The sequence below is a fragment of the Ensifer sp. KUDG1 genome, from assembly GCF_050434285.1.
Taxonomy (GTDB): Bacteria; Pseudomonadota; Alphaproteobacteria; order Rhizobiales; family Rhizobiaceae; genus Ensifer.
The window spans coordinates 40,994-56,833 of record NZ_JBNDIG010000008.1; the positions used below are offsets into that span (position 1 = coordinate 40,994).

The window sequence follows — 15,840 nt, forward strand, 5'->3', positions numbered from 1 at the left end:
CTGGCCGTTGCTGATGTGAGAAATCAGAAGCCTGCCTTGCGCAGGCCCTCGCAATAATGAACGCGCTGCCATTCTTCCCTAAAGGGAACGATCGTCATCCACTTGTCGAGATCAAAGTCCGGATGCACGTCGAAAGTCTTACGGACGAACTGGCGCGCCTTCTTCCGGTTGCCGAGCATGCCCCAACTTGCCGCCGCCAGGCGGTCGGCAGGGGTCGGATCGCGCATGCGCTCGATATAGGCGATCGCCTGCTCATACTGGCCAAGCGAGTAGCTGGCGCCGGCCGCGGTCCAGAAATACTCGTCCGGCGCAATCGGGTTGAGCTCGATTGCTGCCTGGATCTTGCGCAGGCCGCCCTCGGGGCGTGAGGCCTGCACCAGCGTATCGGCATAGCTCGCGATCACGTTGGCGTGCTGAGGGCTCAGCGCCTCCGCCTTGTCATGGTATTCCATGCTCTCGTCGAACTGTCTCAAGTAGAGCTTGACGACGCCAAGCTCGCGGTAGCCCGTCGCCAGCGTGTCGTCGGCCACCACCGCATCGCGCGCATGCCGTTCGGCAAGCGCCAGCAGTTCGGCGTCGCCACGGGCCGTCAGCAGCCATTCGACGAAATAGCTGCGGGCCAGACCGCTCATCGCCGGCGCGAAGTCGCCGTTCTGGTAGAGCGCTTCGCGGAAACTCTTGCGGGCGCGCCGTACCTCCGGAAGATTGAGCTGCTTGAGATAGCGCTGGCCGAGCAGGAAGTTGCGGTAGGAACCGACATTGGTCTCGTAGCTCTGGCGATGGGTCTCGTTGCGCTCCACCTGGTTGGCGATCGCCAGCGCGATCTGGCGGGCGATTTCCCGTCGCGACGCCATCAGCCCGTCACCGTCGAGATTGAAACGGTCGGCCCAGATCACCTCGTCATTGGCAAAGAAGATCAGTTGCGTGAAGAGTGTCAGCCGGCTGCCTTCGTCGGTGAGGCGCGTGTCGAGAATGTAGCTGATGGCATGCTTCTGGTAGGTGTTGGCCTTGTCGGCCTGCAGGCTGATCTGCGCGGCCGTATAGGGCGCGATCACCGAAACCGAGCGAAGCGCGCAAAGCCCGATCGTCACATCCTCGATCAGGGCGCTCGCAAATTGTGTTGCCGGACTGTCGATCGCGCCGTTGTTCGGCGGCAGAAGGACGACGCGCGGCGGGCGCGTGTCGACGGCCGCCTCCGGCGTGGGCGCAATTATCGTGGAGACCGATCGAAATTCCGGCCTGCTGACCGCGATCGCACCGCCGCCATTCGAGACGGCCCGTGCCTCCAGGTGATTGCCTTCGAGCTGAAACGCCTGGGTCAGGATCTTGCGCACGTCCTCGTCGAGCGGGTTGCGCTCGAGCAGCCGGGTCGCCGCCGCCTTGACCAGCTTGCGATGGTTGTTCGTCGCCTCCGCTGCTGCGAGCAGCAGGCTTTCGCGCAGCAGCGCCATGTGCTCGCCACGCTGCCGCTCGATCCAGCCATGCAGCGCCTGGCCCTGGGACTTCAGGTCCTTGAGGAAGTCTTCCTGGAACGTTTCGACCGCCCACTGGAGGCGCGAAAGCGGATCGCCGGCCTCGCGCCCGATGGCATCGACGTCGCTTTTGAGCCGGCTGGCGTCGAGGCGCACGGACGACGGCGAGAAACTCAGGAAATGACAGCCGAGCTCTTCCTGGCGCGCGCTGATGCGGGAGATCGTCTTGCGCAGATTGACGAAGGCCTGGCTCGGGACGATCTCGTCCCAAAGGAGCTTGGCGATATCGTTTCTGGACTGCTCGCTGTGGCCGTCGACGATCAGATGACACAGGATCAGCAGACCCTTTTCGGGAAACGCTACCTGACGCCCGCCGTTATCGACGAGCCGCAAGCGCCCGAGGGTCTGCAGTCTGAATGTCATCCGGTCATTCCTGTCGGGCGCTGGCCTGTCGGGCGCGGGTGTTTAGCCGTGCAGGTCCTGAGCGTGGCTCGCGCTTGAGCGGGCGGTCTCGGTCTCCGGCGTCTGGGCAACGGCTGCCACCAGCGAGATGATCTTCTTGCGCAGCACCGGATCCGTGATCTTCAGGAAAGCGCGGTTGAGCGCGATGCCTTCCTTCGACGAAACGAAGGACGAGATTTCGCTCGGTTCGCGCGTTGTGTCGCCGTTGCGTGCGCCGGCAGGGTCTTCACCCTCCTGGAAGAAGAAGCTCGGGTGCACGCCGAGGATATCGGCGATCGCCTGCAGACGGCTCGCGCCGATGCGATTGGTGCCTTTTTCGTACTTCTGTACCTGCTGGAATGTGATCCCGAGACCGTCGGCCAGCTTCTCCTGGCTCAGTCCGGCCATCAACCGACGCATCCTGACGCGGGAACCGACAAAGACATCGATCTGGCTGGGGGCTTTCGTGTTCACTTGTATTTCCTCCGCACGTAGGAGTGGTCAAATCATGCATATGAGTTTGCTTGAATAAATGACTCTATGCAATCACTACGGGCTAAAACACAAAGATTTGCGACGCTTTGATGATTTCCCTTGGGGAGACGGGATAGCGACCGTCGCGATCGGGACAGAAGCGGGCGACCTGAAGGACCGTAAGGGGTGGTGAAACGGCATGCGCCCCTGCGGCGCTCCGAATCGCTTCCGTGCGGCCGTATGCTGCGACACGCTCTGCGCCGTCGCATCCATCGTCTCGCTGACCCGTTACGGTCGCCGTTACTGTTACGTACTTGCGCTACGGCAGCGGGCAAAGATGCTTATGGCTCAACCGGTTCCGGTGTCAGCTTCGGCTTCAGTCGTTGCGGGCGCGCGTCGGGCCGCCCGGGATCTCGGAGAACCGTTAATGCGCAGACTGACGCTCGCTTTCACTCTCCTCGCGATTGCCACCGTTCCGGCGCAGGCCGGGCCGGCGACGACGAGCGCCTCCGTCAATTTCCGGGAAGGACCGGGAACCGGCTTCAACAGCCTGGGCACGATCGCCGAAGGAACCGAGGTCGATGTCAAGGAATGCGACGATGCCGGCACCTGGTGCGCGGTGAGCTTCAACGGCCAGAACGGCTTCGTCAGCGGCAAGTACCTGAACGATGCCGATCCCAAGGGGCTCGGCTGGCCGCGCGCCTACAAGACCGATAGCGGCGCGACCATCACGCTCTACCAGCCGCAGATCAACGCCTGGAAGGATTTTACCGAACTCGATGCGCTGATTGCCGCCGAATACAAGCAATCCGACGACGCCAAACCGATCTTCGGCGTGGTCGGCGTTACCGGCAAGACCGACGCCGACAGTGCGTCGGGCCAGGTCGTCGTTTCCGACATCAAGATGACGGAGATCAACTTTTCCGTCCTCGACCGCAAAGAGCTGGCGGACCTGACGCTTGAGGTCGGCAAGCTGATGCCGGTCGGGACGATAACCGTTTCGGAGGACGAGCTGACGGCGAGCCTTGCCGACTATCAGCGGCTCGGCAATGTCGAGGGGCTGAAGGCCGACGCACCGCCGATCTTCGTCAGCAAGAAGCCGGCAATCCTGGTGCAGACCGACGGCAAGATCGTGCTCGCCCCGGTCAAGGGCGTCGAGGGGCTCTCCTTCGCGGTCAACACCAATTGGGACCTGTTCAAGGTCGAGGCCGACGCGGCCTACTACCTGCGCAACGACAAGTCATGGCTGCAGTCCAAGGATATTTCCTCGGGATGGCAGCCTGCGGCATCGCTTCCCGACATTCTCAGCAAGCTGCCGGACGACGACAACTGGAAGGATGCCAAGGCGGCGATCCCGCCGCAGGCAGACAAGGTGATCGTGCCCGACGTCATCTATTCGGACAAGCCGTCGGAACTGCTCGCCTTCGACGGTGAGCCGAAACTCGAGCAGGTTCCGGGCACCGGCCTCAAGGTTGCGACCAACACCGAGAGCGACGTCTTTTACCGTGACGCCGATAGCAGCTGGTACATCCTCGTATCCGGGCGCTGGTTCGCGAGCGCCTCGCTCGACGGACCCTGGACCTTTGCGACACCCAAACTGCCGCAGGACTTCCAGAACATCCCGCAGGATGCGGCCTACTACACGGTGCGCTCATCCGTTCCCGGCACCTCCGAGAATGCAGAGGCACGGCTGAAGGCCAGCATCCCCGAAAAGGCGCGTGTCGCCCTCGATGGTTCGGTCACCGTGGACGTCGCCTATAGCGGCGACCCGAAGTTCGAAAAGATCGACGGGACCTCCCTGACCTATGCGGTCAACACCAACGAGACCGTCATCAAGGTCGGCGATAAGTACTTCGTGCTGAAGGACGGGGTGTGGTTCGTCGGCGATGCACCGACCGGGCCATTCGCCGTGGCAAAGGCGGTGCCGGACGAGATCTATACCATCCCGCCGTCGTCGCCGATCTACAATGCCACCTATGTGCGCATCTACGATACCGAACCCGATGCGGTCTGGTTCGGCTACACGATGGGTTATCTCGGCGCCTATCTTGCCTGGGATACCTTCGTCTACGGCACCGGCTGGTACTATGACGACTATTGGGATTACGGCTGGGCCGGTGGCGGCTACTGGCCCTATTATCCGCGCCCGGTGACCTATGGCGTCGGCGCTTTCTATAACCCCGCCATCGGCACGTTCGGCCGTTACGGATATGCCTACGGGCCCTATCGCGGCATTGCTGCCGGTGCGGCCTACAATCCGCGCACGGGCACCTATATTCGCGGCGCGGTTGGCTACGGGCCGAACGGAGACCGCGGCTTCGTTGCCGCCTACAATCCGCGCACCGGCAACGCGGCGATCGCCCGTGGAGGGCATAACGTTTACGGCAGCTGGGGCACGGCCGCCGTCAAGCACGGGTCCGACTTTGCCCGCATCAGCGGCGGCTCGACTGCCAACGGCGCCGGCGTCAACTGGCGCACGTCGGACGGCAACCATGGCTTTGTCGCCGGCGGCAAGGGCGGCGACGTCTATGCCGGCCGCGACGGAAACGTCTATCGACGTGACGACGGACAATGGCAGAAGCATACGCCGGACGGCTGGCAGCCGGTCCAGAAGCCTTTGATCCAGGACAGGACAAAAGCCGGTGAGCAGTTTTCTGCCAACCATCCGGATGCGGCTGCAAACCTCAACCAGCGGATCGAGACACGCCAGCAAACCGGCCAGGGTGCGGCGCGGGCTGCCCGCGAGCACGCTCCCGATCATCTGGCGATCGACAATATCGGCCGGCAGCTTGGCAACCAGCGCACCTTCGAGCGGCAGTCCTTCGATCAGCGGCCGCTGAACTTCCCGGCCGGTGGCGGCGGCGGCTTCGACCGCCCGGGCGGTTTCGGGGACGGCGGTTTTGACGGCGGCGGCTTCCACGGTGGCGGCGGCTTCCAGGGCGGTGGTGGATTTGGCGGCGGGGGTGGCTTCCATGGCGGAGGCGGATTCCACGGAGGTGGCGGGTTCCATGGCGGCGGTGGCTTCCGTCGCCGCTGACCGCATTGCATTTGACGTTGACGCAACAGCCAGGTGGTATGTTAGCCTTTGTAAAGATTGGGAGTCGTGCCGGTCGGGGGACGGGCATGTTCGTCGGGGGTGTTGAGAATGGGCTGTGTCAGGTCGTCGGGTCGTTTGCTTATGGGGCCGGTCTTCGGTCTCCTGGCTTTTCTTTCCGTATTTCTCGGGCTGGTTTCGCCGGGGCTGGCGCAGGAGGCCGCGCCTGCGGCCCCGCCCGCAAAGGTCCAGCAGCTGATCCAGCTTCTCGATGATCCGGAAGTGAAGCAGTGGCTGTCGACGAAACAGACGGCGCCGGCCGCGTCGGCTGATACAGCGGACGGAACGCCCGCGACCGGCGTCGTGGCGCGGTGGACCGCCGAAATCCGGCGCCACCTGACCGGCATCGGCAATGCGGTTCCGCGCGTCGGTCCGGAAATTCGGGCGGCACAGGAGCGCCTTGCCGGCGACATGGAGAGCCACGGCACTGCGCCCATTCTCAAAGGGTTTTTCCTGATCCTGGTGATCGGCTACGGCGCCGAATATCTCCTGCGATGGCTGCTCGGACGCAGCCTGAAGGGGGCGGTGCTGACGGGGCCTGCCCGCACGATGCTTACGCGCGTGCTGCCGCTCATCGTTTTTGCCGCCGCCAGCATGTCGGTGCTGGCGATCGCCGACTGGCCGACGCGGCTGGAAACGACGATCGCGCCGCTGCTCGGTGCCTGGATCGGAGCGCGCCTGCTGATGATCATCGCCTCGGCCGTCCTGACGGGCGGACCTGTCAACGAGGGGAATGCGGACGGGCGAGGGGGCTACCTCTCGCTCACGCCCGATGAGGCCAGCTTCTGGCACCGGCACGCCCTATGGCTGATCGGCGGCGGCGCGCTTGTCTGGGGCGTCGGCGATGCGATGAGCGCGCTGTCGATATCCGCAGACGTGCGCAATCTCATCACTGCGCTTCTTGGGCTCGTGGTTCTCGCGCTCGGGATTCTCACCGTCGTGCGACGTCCGGCCGGCGCCGTCATCGGCTCGCGCCGTATCGTTGGCAACGTGTTCCTCGTCGCCTTCCTGATCGTGCTTTGGCTGCTTTGGGTCGCCGGCATGGACGTGCTGTTCTGGATCGGCCTTTACGTGATCGGCCTGCCGCCGCTGCTGCGGTTCACGAGCGCCTTCACCAAGACGATGCTGGATAGCTCGGCGGAGGACGATCCGCGCGTCGTGCGCAACATCTTCATCGAGCGCGGCGCACGGCTGCTGGTCATCGCCCTCGCCGCCGGCTGGCTGGCGCTCGTCTTCAAGGTCAGCGCCTCGTCGATGATGCAGGACGACGCGTTCAATCGGGTGTTCCGCGGCGCCCTGGCGGGTATCGTCATCCTGCTGGCTGCAGATCTGGTCTGGCAACTGGTCAAGGGGTTCATCAATCTGCGCGTGAAGCAGGCCAATCACGCGACCGAGGATCCGGCCGAGCGCGCGCGCAACACCCGCCTGATGACGCTGCTTCCGATCCTGCGCAATTTTCTGGCGGCCTTCATCGCCGTCGTGGCCGTGCTGATGGTGCTCTCCGGCCTAGGGGTGGAAATCGGCCCGCTGATTGCCGGCGCCGGCGTCTTCGGCGTGGCGATCGGCTTCGGCTCGCAGACGCTGGTCAAGGACGTCATCAGCGGCATCTTCTACATGATGGACGATGCCTTCCGGATCGGCGAATACATCCAGAGCGGCAGCTACAAGGGCACGGTCGAGTCCTTCAGCATTCGCTCCGTCAAGCTCAGGCATCACCGTGGCCCGGTCTATACGGTGCCCTTCGGCTCGCTCGGCGCGGTGCAGAACATGAGCCGAGACTGGGTGATCGACAAGTTCCTTATCAACGTTTCCTTCGATGCCGACGTCGCCAAGGTGAAGAAGCTGGTGAAGGGCATCGGCGCCAAGCTGCTCGAGGATCCGGACATCGGGCCGCTGATCCTGGAAACGGTCAAGATGAAGGGCGTCGAGAACTTTGGCGACTACGGCATGACCTTGAGTTTCGCCATGAAGACGAAGCCGGGGGCACAGACCCAGGTCAGGCGTCGGGCGCAGGTCATGATCAAGGAATCCTTCAAGGAAAATGGCATCAATTTCGCCTCGCCGACCGTGCAGGTGGCGGGCGACGAGCAGCAGCAATCGGTCGCCGCGGCCGCTGCGACCCGTGACGCCATCGCCAAGAAGAATGCGGCCGCCGCGCTCGGCGAAGGCGGTCCGCCGCAGGAATAGCATTTCGGCAACAGGGTTCTCGGGCTGGGGGCTGACATGAAACGCGTTCTCTTGGGGCTGCTGCTTCTCGTGTTCTTCACGGGAAGCGGTGCGCTGGCACAGTCGAACGAGCAATTCCTTCGCTCGATGTTCGTTCCCCACAAGGACGACTTCGACGGAATGGAGAAGCGGCGGTTAATCCGCATTCTCGTGCCGTTCAGCAAGACGATCTATTTCCTCGATCGCGGCCAGCAACTGGGCACGGCCGTCGACTTCGGAACGGCGCTCGAAAACGAACTCAACAAGGGCCGCAAGAAGCAGATCGACAAGATCCGCGTCGGGTTCCTGCCGATGCCGCGGGCGCGCCTGCTGTCGGCACTCGAAGAAGGGCTCGGCGACATCGTCATGGCCAATCTGACGATCACCGAGGCACGGCTTGGAAAGGTCGATTTCACTGCGCCGCTCTTTGACGAAGCGCAGGAGGTGCTGGTCACCGGTCCTTCGGCTCCGGCGATCACCAGCGTCGACGATCTGAGCGGACAGGAACTGCATGTGCGCCGATCGAGCAGCTATTACGAGCACCTGGCGGCGCTCAGTGCCGGCTTCGAAAAGGCCGGCCGCGCGCCGATCGCGCTGAAGGACATGGATGAGAACCTCGAGGACGAAGATGTCCTGGAGATGATCAATGCCGGCCTGTTGCCCTGGACGGTCGTCGACAAATACAAGGCGGACATCTGGGTGAAGGTGTTCACCGACCTCAAGGTGCGCGACGATATCGTCGTTTCCGACCATGGCGAAATCGCCTGGGCGATCCGCAAGGATAGCCCCAAGCTCAAGGCGGTGCTCGACGACTTCGTCAAGACCCACAAGGTGGGGACCACCTTCGGCAACATTCTGAGGAGCACCTATTACAAGGGCGACAAGATGCTGAAGCGCGCCTATGCGCCGGCCGATGTCGAGCGCTTCAAGCAACTCGTGGAAATCTTCCGCACGCACGGGAAGACCTATTCCTTCGACCACCTGATGCTGATGGCGCAGGGCTACCAGGAATCGCAGCTCGACCAGTCCCGCCGCAGCCACCGGGGCGCGGTCGGCATCATGCAGCTTCTGCCATCGACCGCCGCCGACAAGGCCGTCAACATCCAGGGCATCGACAAGGACGAAAACCTCAACGTCGAGGCCGGCTCGAAATATCTGCGTTACCTCGTCGATACCTACATCAACGACCCGGCCGTCACACCGAAAAACCAGATGCTTTTCGCCTTCGCGGCCTACAATGCCGGGCCAGGAAACCTCCGCAAGTTCAGGGCCAAGGCCAAGGATATGGGGCTCGACCCGAACCTCTGGTTCGGCAATGTCGAGAATGCCGCGGCGGCGATCGTCGGGCGCGAGACGGTGCAATACGTCAGCAACATATACAAATACTATGTCGCCTATAGCCTGCTGTCGGAGCATGATACGGAAACCTCGGTCGAGAAGGCCGGCAGCACAGGGGTGGTCGCAACGCCTTAGTGGGCGTGGCGGTCACATTTCGCGGTCCGGCCACGGGCTGGAAGAAGAGAAACGAAACAAGGAGTGGCGGGCACCGCGCGTTCGGCAATGGGCTCGCCAGGTGATCATGGTGAAAAGCATCCGAAGTCTTGGTGGGCTGTTTGGCCTGCTTGCTCTGTCCGCGGTGACGCTTGCGGGCTGTACGACGCCGGACCTGGAGCCGATCCCCGGCAGCATCACCTATGGCGGGCAGCCCCGCACGAAGCTGACGAAAGCACCCGTGGGCAGCATCGTCCCGCACCGTTTCACGAGCGGCAACAGCTTCGTTCAGGAAACCTATGTCATCGAGCCGGACCGCTCGCTGAAACTGATCCGCCGGGACTACTACGATTTGCCGATCGACCGATGAACCGGTGGCGGCCGCGCCTGGCATGCCCCTGGCCGCAACTGACGGCGCGGACGCGTCCTTTTGTTTCCCGCACCACCATCGGAAAGCGGCAAGCTTCCGGCGCAGTCGGTTGACAGTGCGCTGCGGAGAAACGATAGCTCGCTGCGGATGAAGATCGCATTTTACGCACCGCTGAAATCTCCTGACCATCCGGTTCCCTCGGGCGACCGGCTGATGGCGCGCATGCTGGTTGCGGCGCTCCGCGCGGGAGGGCACGAGGTCGCGGTCGTTTCGGACCTGCGCAGCTTCATGGCGACCGCATCGGACGCAGAGTTTCATGAGCTGGAGCAAAGGGCGGCAGGCGAGATTGCCCGCCTTCGGCAGGACTGGACGCGCGACGACGCCCCCGATCTCTGGTTCTGCTACCATCCCTACTACAAGGCGCCCGATCTCCTCGGCCCGACACTCGCCGCCGAATTCGCCATTCCCTATGTAACGGCCGAAGCTTCGTATTCGGCGCGGCGAAACGAGGGTGTGCGCGCGATCGCCCAACGCCACGTGCTCCAGGCCATTAAGCAGGCGGCGGTCAACATCTGCCTGACCCGCCGGGACCGCGATGGGCTGCTGGAGGCCGCGCCCGATTGCCGCCACGCGATGCTTGCGCCGTTCATCGATGCGACCCCTTTCGTGCCTGCCGGCGGAAGCACGGATGACCTCTGCCGCATGGTCGTTGTCGCGATGATGCGCAGCGGCGACAAGATGGACAGCTACCGCATGCTGGCGCAATCGCTGACACGCATCGCCGATAGCCGCTGGACCCTGACGATCGTCGGCGACGGTCCGTGCCGCGACGAGGTGCAACAGGCTTTTTCGACCCTGGCGTCCGACCGGCTGGAATGGCTCGGCGAAAGGAGCGCTGCCGATCTGCCGGCCATTCTTGCGCGCGGCGATCTCTATGTCTGGCCGGGTTGCGGCGAGGCCTATGGGCTTGCCTACCTCGAAGCCCAGGCGGCGGGCCTGCCGGTCGTTGCGCAAAATACAGCCGGCGTGCCGGAAGTGGTCAAGGACGGCGAGACAGGGATCCTCACGCCCGACGGCGATGTGGCGGCCTTCGCGGTGGCGATGCGGGCGCTGATAGAGGACCCGGCCCTCCGCCTAAGATTGGGCGCAGCAGCCGCACGGTTCGTCCACGCGGAGCGTTCCTTTCCTGCCGCGACGCGGCGGCTGCGCACGATATTTGACGAGCACCTGGAGGCGACGGCATGACGCAATCCCACTGGCAGCAGCTTGCCGTCGCGCTCGACCGCGTGGCTGAAACCGGGCGACAGGTGGATTTCTGGCTGCGGGACGACGATGCCGCCGAGCCGACGACAGCGCTCGACCGCCTGCTGTTGCTGGTCGACAGCCACCAGCTTCCGGTGGTCATCGCCGTGCCGCCGGCGCTGACGGGCGAGGCGCTTGCGCGCCACCTCGATGGGCAAGCCGGCGTCAGCATCGCGGTGCACGGCTGGGCGCATCGCAACCACGCTCCGCCCGAGGAAAAGAAGCAGGAACTCGGCGCCCACCGGCCGCGCTCAACGGTTCTCCAGGAACTCACCGAGGGCTCTGCGCGCCTCCAGGCGCTGTTTCCGCGCAGCTTCGTGCCGATGCTGGTGCCGCCGTGGAACCGGATCGATGCCGCGCTTCTGGATGGCCTGCCCGGGATTGGTTTTGAAACGCTCTCGGTCTACGGCCCCGAAAAGCCTTCGCCGTTCAAACTCGTCAACACCCATGTCGATGTGATGGACTGGCAGGGAACACGCGGTTGCCGCGACCACGCGGCAATCGTGTCCGACCTAATCGCCCGGCTGCGTCAGGTCTGCGGTGGCGATGAAAAGAAGCGGGATCAGACCGGGCGAACCATCGGCGTGCTCACCCATCATCTGGTTCACGACGCCGGCGTCTGGTCCTTCATGGAGGCGCTGTTCGCCCTGACGGCCGGGCATCCGGCCTGTCGCTGGCGAAGCGGTGCCGATCTCACAGCCTGACAAATCTGCGCTGCCACCGGCTTCGCTGACTGTCGCGAGAGACAGCGCGTCTCGGAATGGGCGCTTGCCGCGATGTCCGGTCGGCGCGGCCGTCGGATGCGACGGCCATGCTTAGACACCCTCAGCCGCTACCGGGAACGATCGCGTCGTCGTCGTTGTCCGGCAGCAAGCCGGAGCCGGGCGTCTTGCTCTTGTCGGTCAGTCGATCCTTCGCGTGGGGACCTGCAGTCGGCAGATTCTGCCCACCCGAGGGTTCCTTGCCGGTTTCCTCGATCGCCTGTTGGGCTTTCTTGTCCTTGTTCATGCGCTACTCCTTCTTTGGAAAGAAGGAATCCGCAGGGGGTGAAATAGTTCCGCCCCGGATTTGGCGCGCTGGCGATTGTGAAGCCTGTTCCGACGCAATATCGGATGCTTAATCGAGCTCGACGATCTGTCCGTCACGGGCGGCAAAGGCACCGGGGAACGTCGCTTGGACGTCGCGTTCCATGGCGGCCAACGCCTCGTCGGTGCGCGATGGGTCGTGGTGGAACATCGCAAGCTGCTTGACGCCGGCAGCCATTGCCAGTCTTGCGCCATGCATGCCGGTCGAGTGTCCGTAACCCTGAAAATGCTCCATCTCGCTTTCGAGATAGGTGCAGTCGTAGACGAACAGGTCGGCACCGGCGATCAGCTCAAGGACCCCAGGATCGAGAACGCCCGCCTCGTGCTCGGTATCGTAGACGAGCGCCACAGCGCGGCCGTTCCATTCGATCCGGTAGCCGACGCAGCCGCCAGGATGGTTGAGGCTCGTCGTGCGGATGGTGACGCCGGCACGCGGGGTCAGCACGTCACCCGGTTTGAAGTCCATGCCGTCGAGGCTAGCCTGACAGATGTCGGGATCGACCGGGAACCACGGCGGGCGCATGAAATCGCGGATCATCTCGCGCGTGGTCATGGTGCCGTGCAGATGGCCGGACCAGAAGCGCACCGAATTGCGACACTTGTAGATGGGTTTGAAGTAAGGAAGACCGATGATGTGATCGTAGTGGCTATGGGTGAAGAACAGATCGAACTCTTCGACACCTTCGGCGATCAGCGCATAGCCCGCCTCGCGCAGGCCGGAACCGGCGTCGAACAGCAATACGTCCTTGCCGCATCGAATCTCGATGCAGGATGTATTTCCCCCATAGGCGACGTATTGTTGGCCGGAGACCGGCAAACTTCCTCTTACGCCCCAGAACCGCACTCGAAAGTTGTCGTCACGCATTCAGTTTCGGCTTCACTACGCACGCTTGGATCATTTTGATCCTTGTGTGACTGTTAAACAAGCACAGATGGCCACACCCCTGCAATGCCATGGGTTATTATTTGGAAACTAACCCTCGCGTCGCCAAGTCCCGCTCCAGCCAAATCCGCTCCTCGCATGTCTTATAGGCCATCGAACCAGAAAGAGGTGTCCCCGTGGTAACAGCCAATGAAACTTTTTGTTGCGCTCCTGCGTGAATTATCTATCGAACGTTAAGAGCGAGCGAAGATCGAGGCGCTGATGGCTGAAGCAATGGAAGGGCGATTTTACGATAGCGTGCCGCTGTTCGACGCCTTCGAAGGCGTCGCGGACGAGGCAAATTACCGGCCATTGCCGGACGGCTGGCTGCTGGCCGTCGCCGATATCGTCAATTCGACCGGTGCGATTGCCGACGGTCGCTATAAGACGGTCAACATGGCCGGCGCGAGCGTCATATCCGCCCTGATGAACGTGCTCGAAGAAAAGACGATGCCCTTCGTATTCGGGGGGGACGGCGCCTTGGCGGCGCTGCCGGCCTCGATGGCCGACCGGGCGCGGGATGCGCTTGCGGCGGTAAAGACTTGGGTGGCGGAGGAACTAGACCTTGAGTTGCGGACCGCGCTCGTTCCGGTCGGCGACATTCGCCAGCAAGGGCTCGACATGCGCGTCGCCCGCTTCAAGGCGAGCGACGAGGTTTCCTACGCGATGTTTGCTGGCGGTGGCGCTAGCTGGGCCGAGGCGGCAATGAAGGCCGGGCGCTATCACGTCGCGGCGGCGCCGGCCGGAAGCCGGCCCGACCTGACCGGCCTTTCCTGTCGCTGGAACCCGATCGAGTCCCGCCATGGTACCATTGCCTCGATCATCGCGGTGCCGGGCGCGAAAGGCAACGGTCCGGAATTCCAGGCGCTGATCGCCGACGTCGTCGCGCTTGCCGACGAGGAAGACCGCGGCGGTCACCCTGTTCCCGAGCTCGGGCCGACCGCGCGGTTCTCTTTCCAGGGGATCGACACCGAGACGCGTGCGGCCGCTCCGCGAGGGCGACGTTTCCTGAAGCGTTGCGTCATCACCGTGCAGACGCTTGCACTATTCGTCTGCCTTCGCATGGGCTGGAACCTCGGGCCTTTCGATACGAACCGGTATCGCCGCGACCTTGCCGACAACACCGACTTCCGCAAATTCGACGACGGCCTCAAAATGACGATCGATATCAGCGCGGCGCGCCTCGAGCGGATCGAGGCGCGGTTGCAGCGGGCAGAGGCCGAGGGCGTCGGGCATTATGGCCTGCACCGGCAGGATTCGGCGCTGATGACCTGCATCGTGCCGACGCCGATGACCCGCGACCACATACACTTCGTCGACGGTGCCTCAGGCGGTTATGCGGTGGCGGCAAGCAATCTCAAGGCTGCGCTGGCGCGCAACAAGGCCGCTCCACCCTTCGCGGGTGGCACTGCCTAACCGTTGCGGCACAGGGGCGCGCGTCATCCGTTGCGCTATGCCTTGATGATGTGGCTGCCCGTCAGGCCGTTGCGGTGGAAGACATTGCGGGTATCGACGATGAGCGGCGCCCACTTGGCGAGGGCCGCATAGTCCACCTGGTCGTGGTCGGTGGCGATCAGCACGGCGTCGAACGCCGCCACCATGGGCTCGTCGAGCGTAACCGAACGGCGGCCCTTCAGAGCAGCATATTCGCGCGTTGGCGGGATCTCGGCGACGTAGGGATCGTGATAGGCGGTACGGCCGCCACGCTCCTCGATCAGTTCGATCAGACGCAGCGAAGGGCTCTCGCGAATATCGGGAACGTTCTTCTTGTAGGCGAGGCCGATGACAAGCACGTTGGAGCGGCTGAGCGCCTTGCCCGCGTGCCGGTCCAGTGCTTCGGCCAGCCGGCTGACGACGTGGCGCGGCATGGCCGAGTTGATCTCGCCGGCAAGCTCGATGAAGCGCGTCGGCAGTTCGTACTCGCGCGATTTCCAGGTGAGGTAGAAGGGGTCGATCGGAATACAGTGGCCGCCGAGGCCGGGGCCGGGATAGAACGGCATGTAGCCGAACGGCTTGGTCTTGGCCGCCTCGATCACTTCCCAGACATCGATGCCCATCGCCTCGTAGACGATCTTCAATTCGTTGACGAGCGCGATGTTGACCGAGCGGAAGATGTTTTCGGTGAGCTTCACGGCTTCCGCCGTGGCGTTGGACGAGACCGGCACGACGGTCTTGACCACGGAGGCGTAGAACGTCTCCATCAGCTTTGACGCCTCCGGCCCGTCGCCGGCGACCACCTTCGGAATGCTCACGGTCTCATAGACCGGATTGCCGGGGTCTTCGCGTTCCGGCGAAAAGCCGACGAAAAATTCGGCGCCGGACTTGAGGCCGGTTTCCTCGAGAATGCTGCGCACAATGCCGTCGGTCGTGCCGGGGTAGGTGGTCGATTCCAGGACGATGAGCTGCGCGGGGCGCAGGGTCGCGGCGATCGCACGCGACGTCTTTTCGACGAAGGAAAGGTCCGGGTCGCGGTATTTGGTCAGGGGCGTCGGCACGCAGATGACGATGACGTCGCAGCGGGACAGTTCGAGGAAATCCGTCGTGGAACGAAAGCGGCCGGCGCTGCTCTCCTTAGCCAGAACAGCATCCGAGACCGCGCCGATATAGGACTTGCCCGCGTCGAGCGCGACGATCTTGCCGGGATCGATGTCGAAACCGATGACGGAATAGCCCGCGCGCGCCGCGGCGATCGCCAATGGCAGGCCGACATAGCCGAGCCCGATGACGCCGACCTTGGCGCTCCGGGCGGAGATGGACGACAGCAGGCTTTCGAAATGAGGTGAGGTCAAGTTTCGGTTCCGGATCTCGTGGACAGACAGGCGCGGCGCGCGAACATGTCGTGGTTTGTTGGAGAGAAACAAGCCCCAAGTCAAGCGAGGCACAGCGCTGCGGCCGTCGGCAGGCCGGTGAGCCGGCTATCAAATCTTCGTGCTGCAACAGGTCGGAAAAATCTTCGTCCGCCTCTGGAAATTGGCGGCGCGCGT

12 protein-coding genes are annotated in these 15,840 nt (G+C 63.5%); 7 read left to right on the forward strand and 5 right to left on the reverse strand.

Annotated elements, in window-relative coordinates; translation table 11 throughout:
* Positions 1-23 precede the first annotated feature (23 nt).
* Both M2267_RS19800 and M2267_RS19805 read right to left on the reverse strand, forming a co-directional pair.
* The gene (locus M2267_RS19800; RefSeq protein ID WP_429116399.1) at positions 24-1,895 is read right to left on the reverse strand and encodes an SARP family transcriptional regulator; all 1,872 of its coding nucleotides are present in this window, start codon (positions 1,893-1,895) and stop codon (positions 24-26) included.
* Positions 1,896-1,937: 42 nt separating this feature from the next.
* Positions 1,938-2,387 carry a helix-turn-helix domain-containing protein gene (locus M2267_RS19805; protein ID WP_043613681.1) on the reverse strand — a complete coding sequence of 150 codons (450 nt, stop codon included), beginning with the start codon at positions 2,385-2,387 and terminating at the stop codon, positions 1,938-1,940.
* Positions 2,388-2,814: 427 nt separating this feature from the next.
* Between M2267_RS19805 and M2267_RS19810 the strand changes: the two genes are divergently transcribed.
* The 6 genes from M2267_RS19810 to M2267_RS19835 all read left to right on the forward strand — a co-directional run bounded on the left by M2267_RS19810 (position 2,815) and on the right by M2267_RS19835 (position 11,553).
* The gene (locus M2267_RS19810) at positions 2,815-5,424 is read left to right on the forward strand and encodes an SH3 domain-containing protein (RefSeq protein WP_429116401.1); all 2,610 of its coding nucleotides are present in this window, start codon (positions 2,815-2,817) and stop codon (positions 5,422-5,424) included.
* Between the two features lie 141 nt (positions 5,425-5,565).
* A complete protein-coding gene (locus tag M2267_RS19815; protein WP_429116403.1) occupies positions 5,566-7,668 on the forward strand; it encodes a mechanosensitive ion channel family protein in 2,103 nt (700 codons plus the stop codon).
* Positions 7,669-7,704: 36 nt separating this feature from the next.
* Positions 7,705-9,159, forward strand: a complete 1,455-nt coding sequence (locus tag M2267_RS19820) for a transglycosylase SLT domain-containing protein (RefSeq protein ID WP_429116406.1) — start codon at positions 7,705-7,707, stop codon at positions 9,157-9,159.
* Between the two features lie 106 nt (positions 9,160-9,265).
* Positions 9,266-9,547: a hypothetical protein gene (locus M2267_RS19825; RefSeq protein ID WP_429116409.1), complete on the forward strand. Its 282-nt coding sequence runs from the start codon at positions 9,266-9,268 to the stop codon at positions 9,545-9,547.
* A gap of 147 nt (positions 9,548-9,694) precedes the next feature.
* Positions 9,695-10,792: a glycosyltransferase family 4 protein gene (locus tag M2267_RS19830; protein WP_429116411.1), complete on the forward strand. Its 1,098-nt coding sequence runs from the start codon at positions 9,695-9,697 to the stop codon at positions 10,790-10,792.
* Positions 10,789-11,553, forward strand: coding sequence for a polysaccharide deacetylase family protein (locus M2267_RS19835; protein ID WP_429116413.1), 765 nt, complete (start codon positions 10,789-10,791; stop codon positions 11,551-11,553). Before M2267_RS19830 ends, M2267_RS19835 begins: the two co-directional genes overlap by 4 nt.
* Before the next feature lie 121 nt (positions 11,554-11,674).
* On the opposite strand, the gene M2267_RS19840 is transcribed toward M2267_RS19835, so the two are convergent.
* Both M2267_RS19840 and M2267_RS19845 read right to left on the reverse strand, forming a co-directional pair.
* A complete protein-coding gene (locus tag M2267_RS19840; protein WP_043613687.1) occupies positions 11,675-11,857 on the reverse strand; it encodes a hypothetical protein in 183 nt (60 codons plus the stop codon).
* Between the two features lie 108 nt (positions 11,858-11,965).
* The gene (locus M2267_RS19845; protein ID WP_429116415.1) at positions 11,966-12,799 is read right to left on the reverse strand and encodes an MBL fold metallo-hydrolase; all 834 of its coding nucleotides are present in this window, start codon (positions 12,797-12,799) and stop codon (positions 11,966-11,968) included.
* 279 nt (positions 12,800-13,078) lie between these two features.
* On the opposite strand from M2267_RS19845, the gene M2267_RS19850 reads away from it, so the two are divergent.
* Positions 13,079-14,272: a DUF3095 domain-containing protein gene (locus M2267_RS19850; protein WP_429116418.1), complete on the forward strand. Its 1,194-nt coding sequence runs from the start codon at positions 13,079-13,081 to the stop codon at positions 14,270-14,272.
* 35 nt (positions 14,273-14,307) lie between these two features.
* On the opposite strand, the gene M2267_RS19855 is transcribed toward M2267_RS19850, so the two are convergent.
* Positions 14,308-15,645 carry a nucleotide sugar dehydrogenase gene (locus M2267_RS19855; protein ID WP_429116421.1) on the reverse strand — a complete coding sequence of 446 codons (1,338 nt, stop codon included), beginning with the start codon at positions 15,643-15,645 and terminating at the stop codon, positions 14,308-14,310.
* Positions 15,646-15,840: the final 195 nt, after the last annotated feature.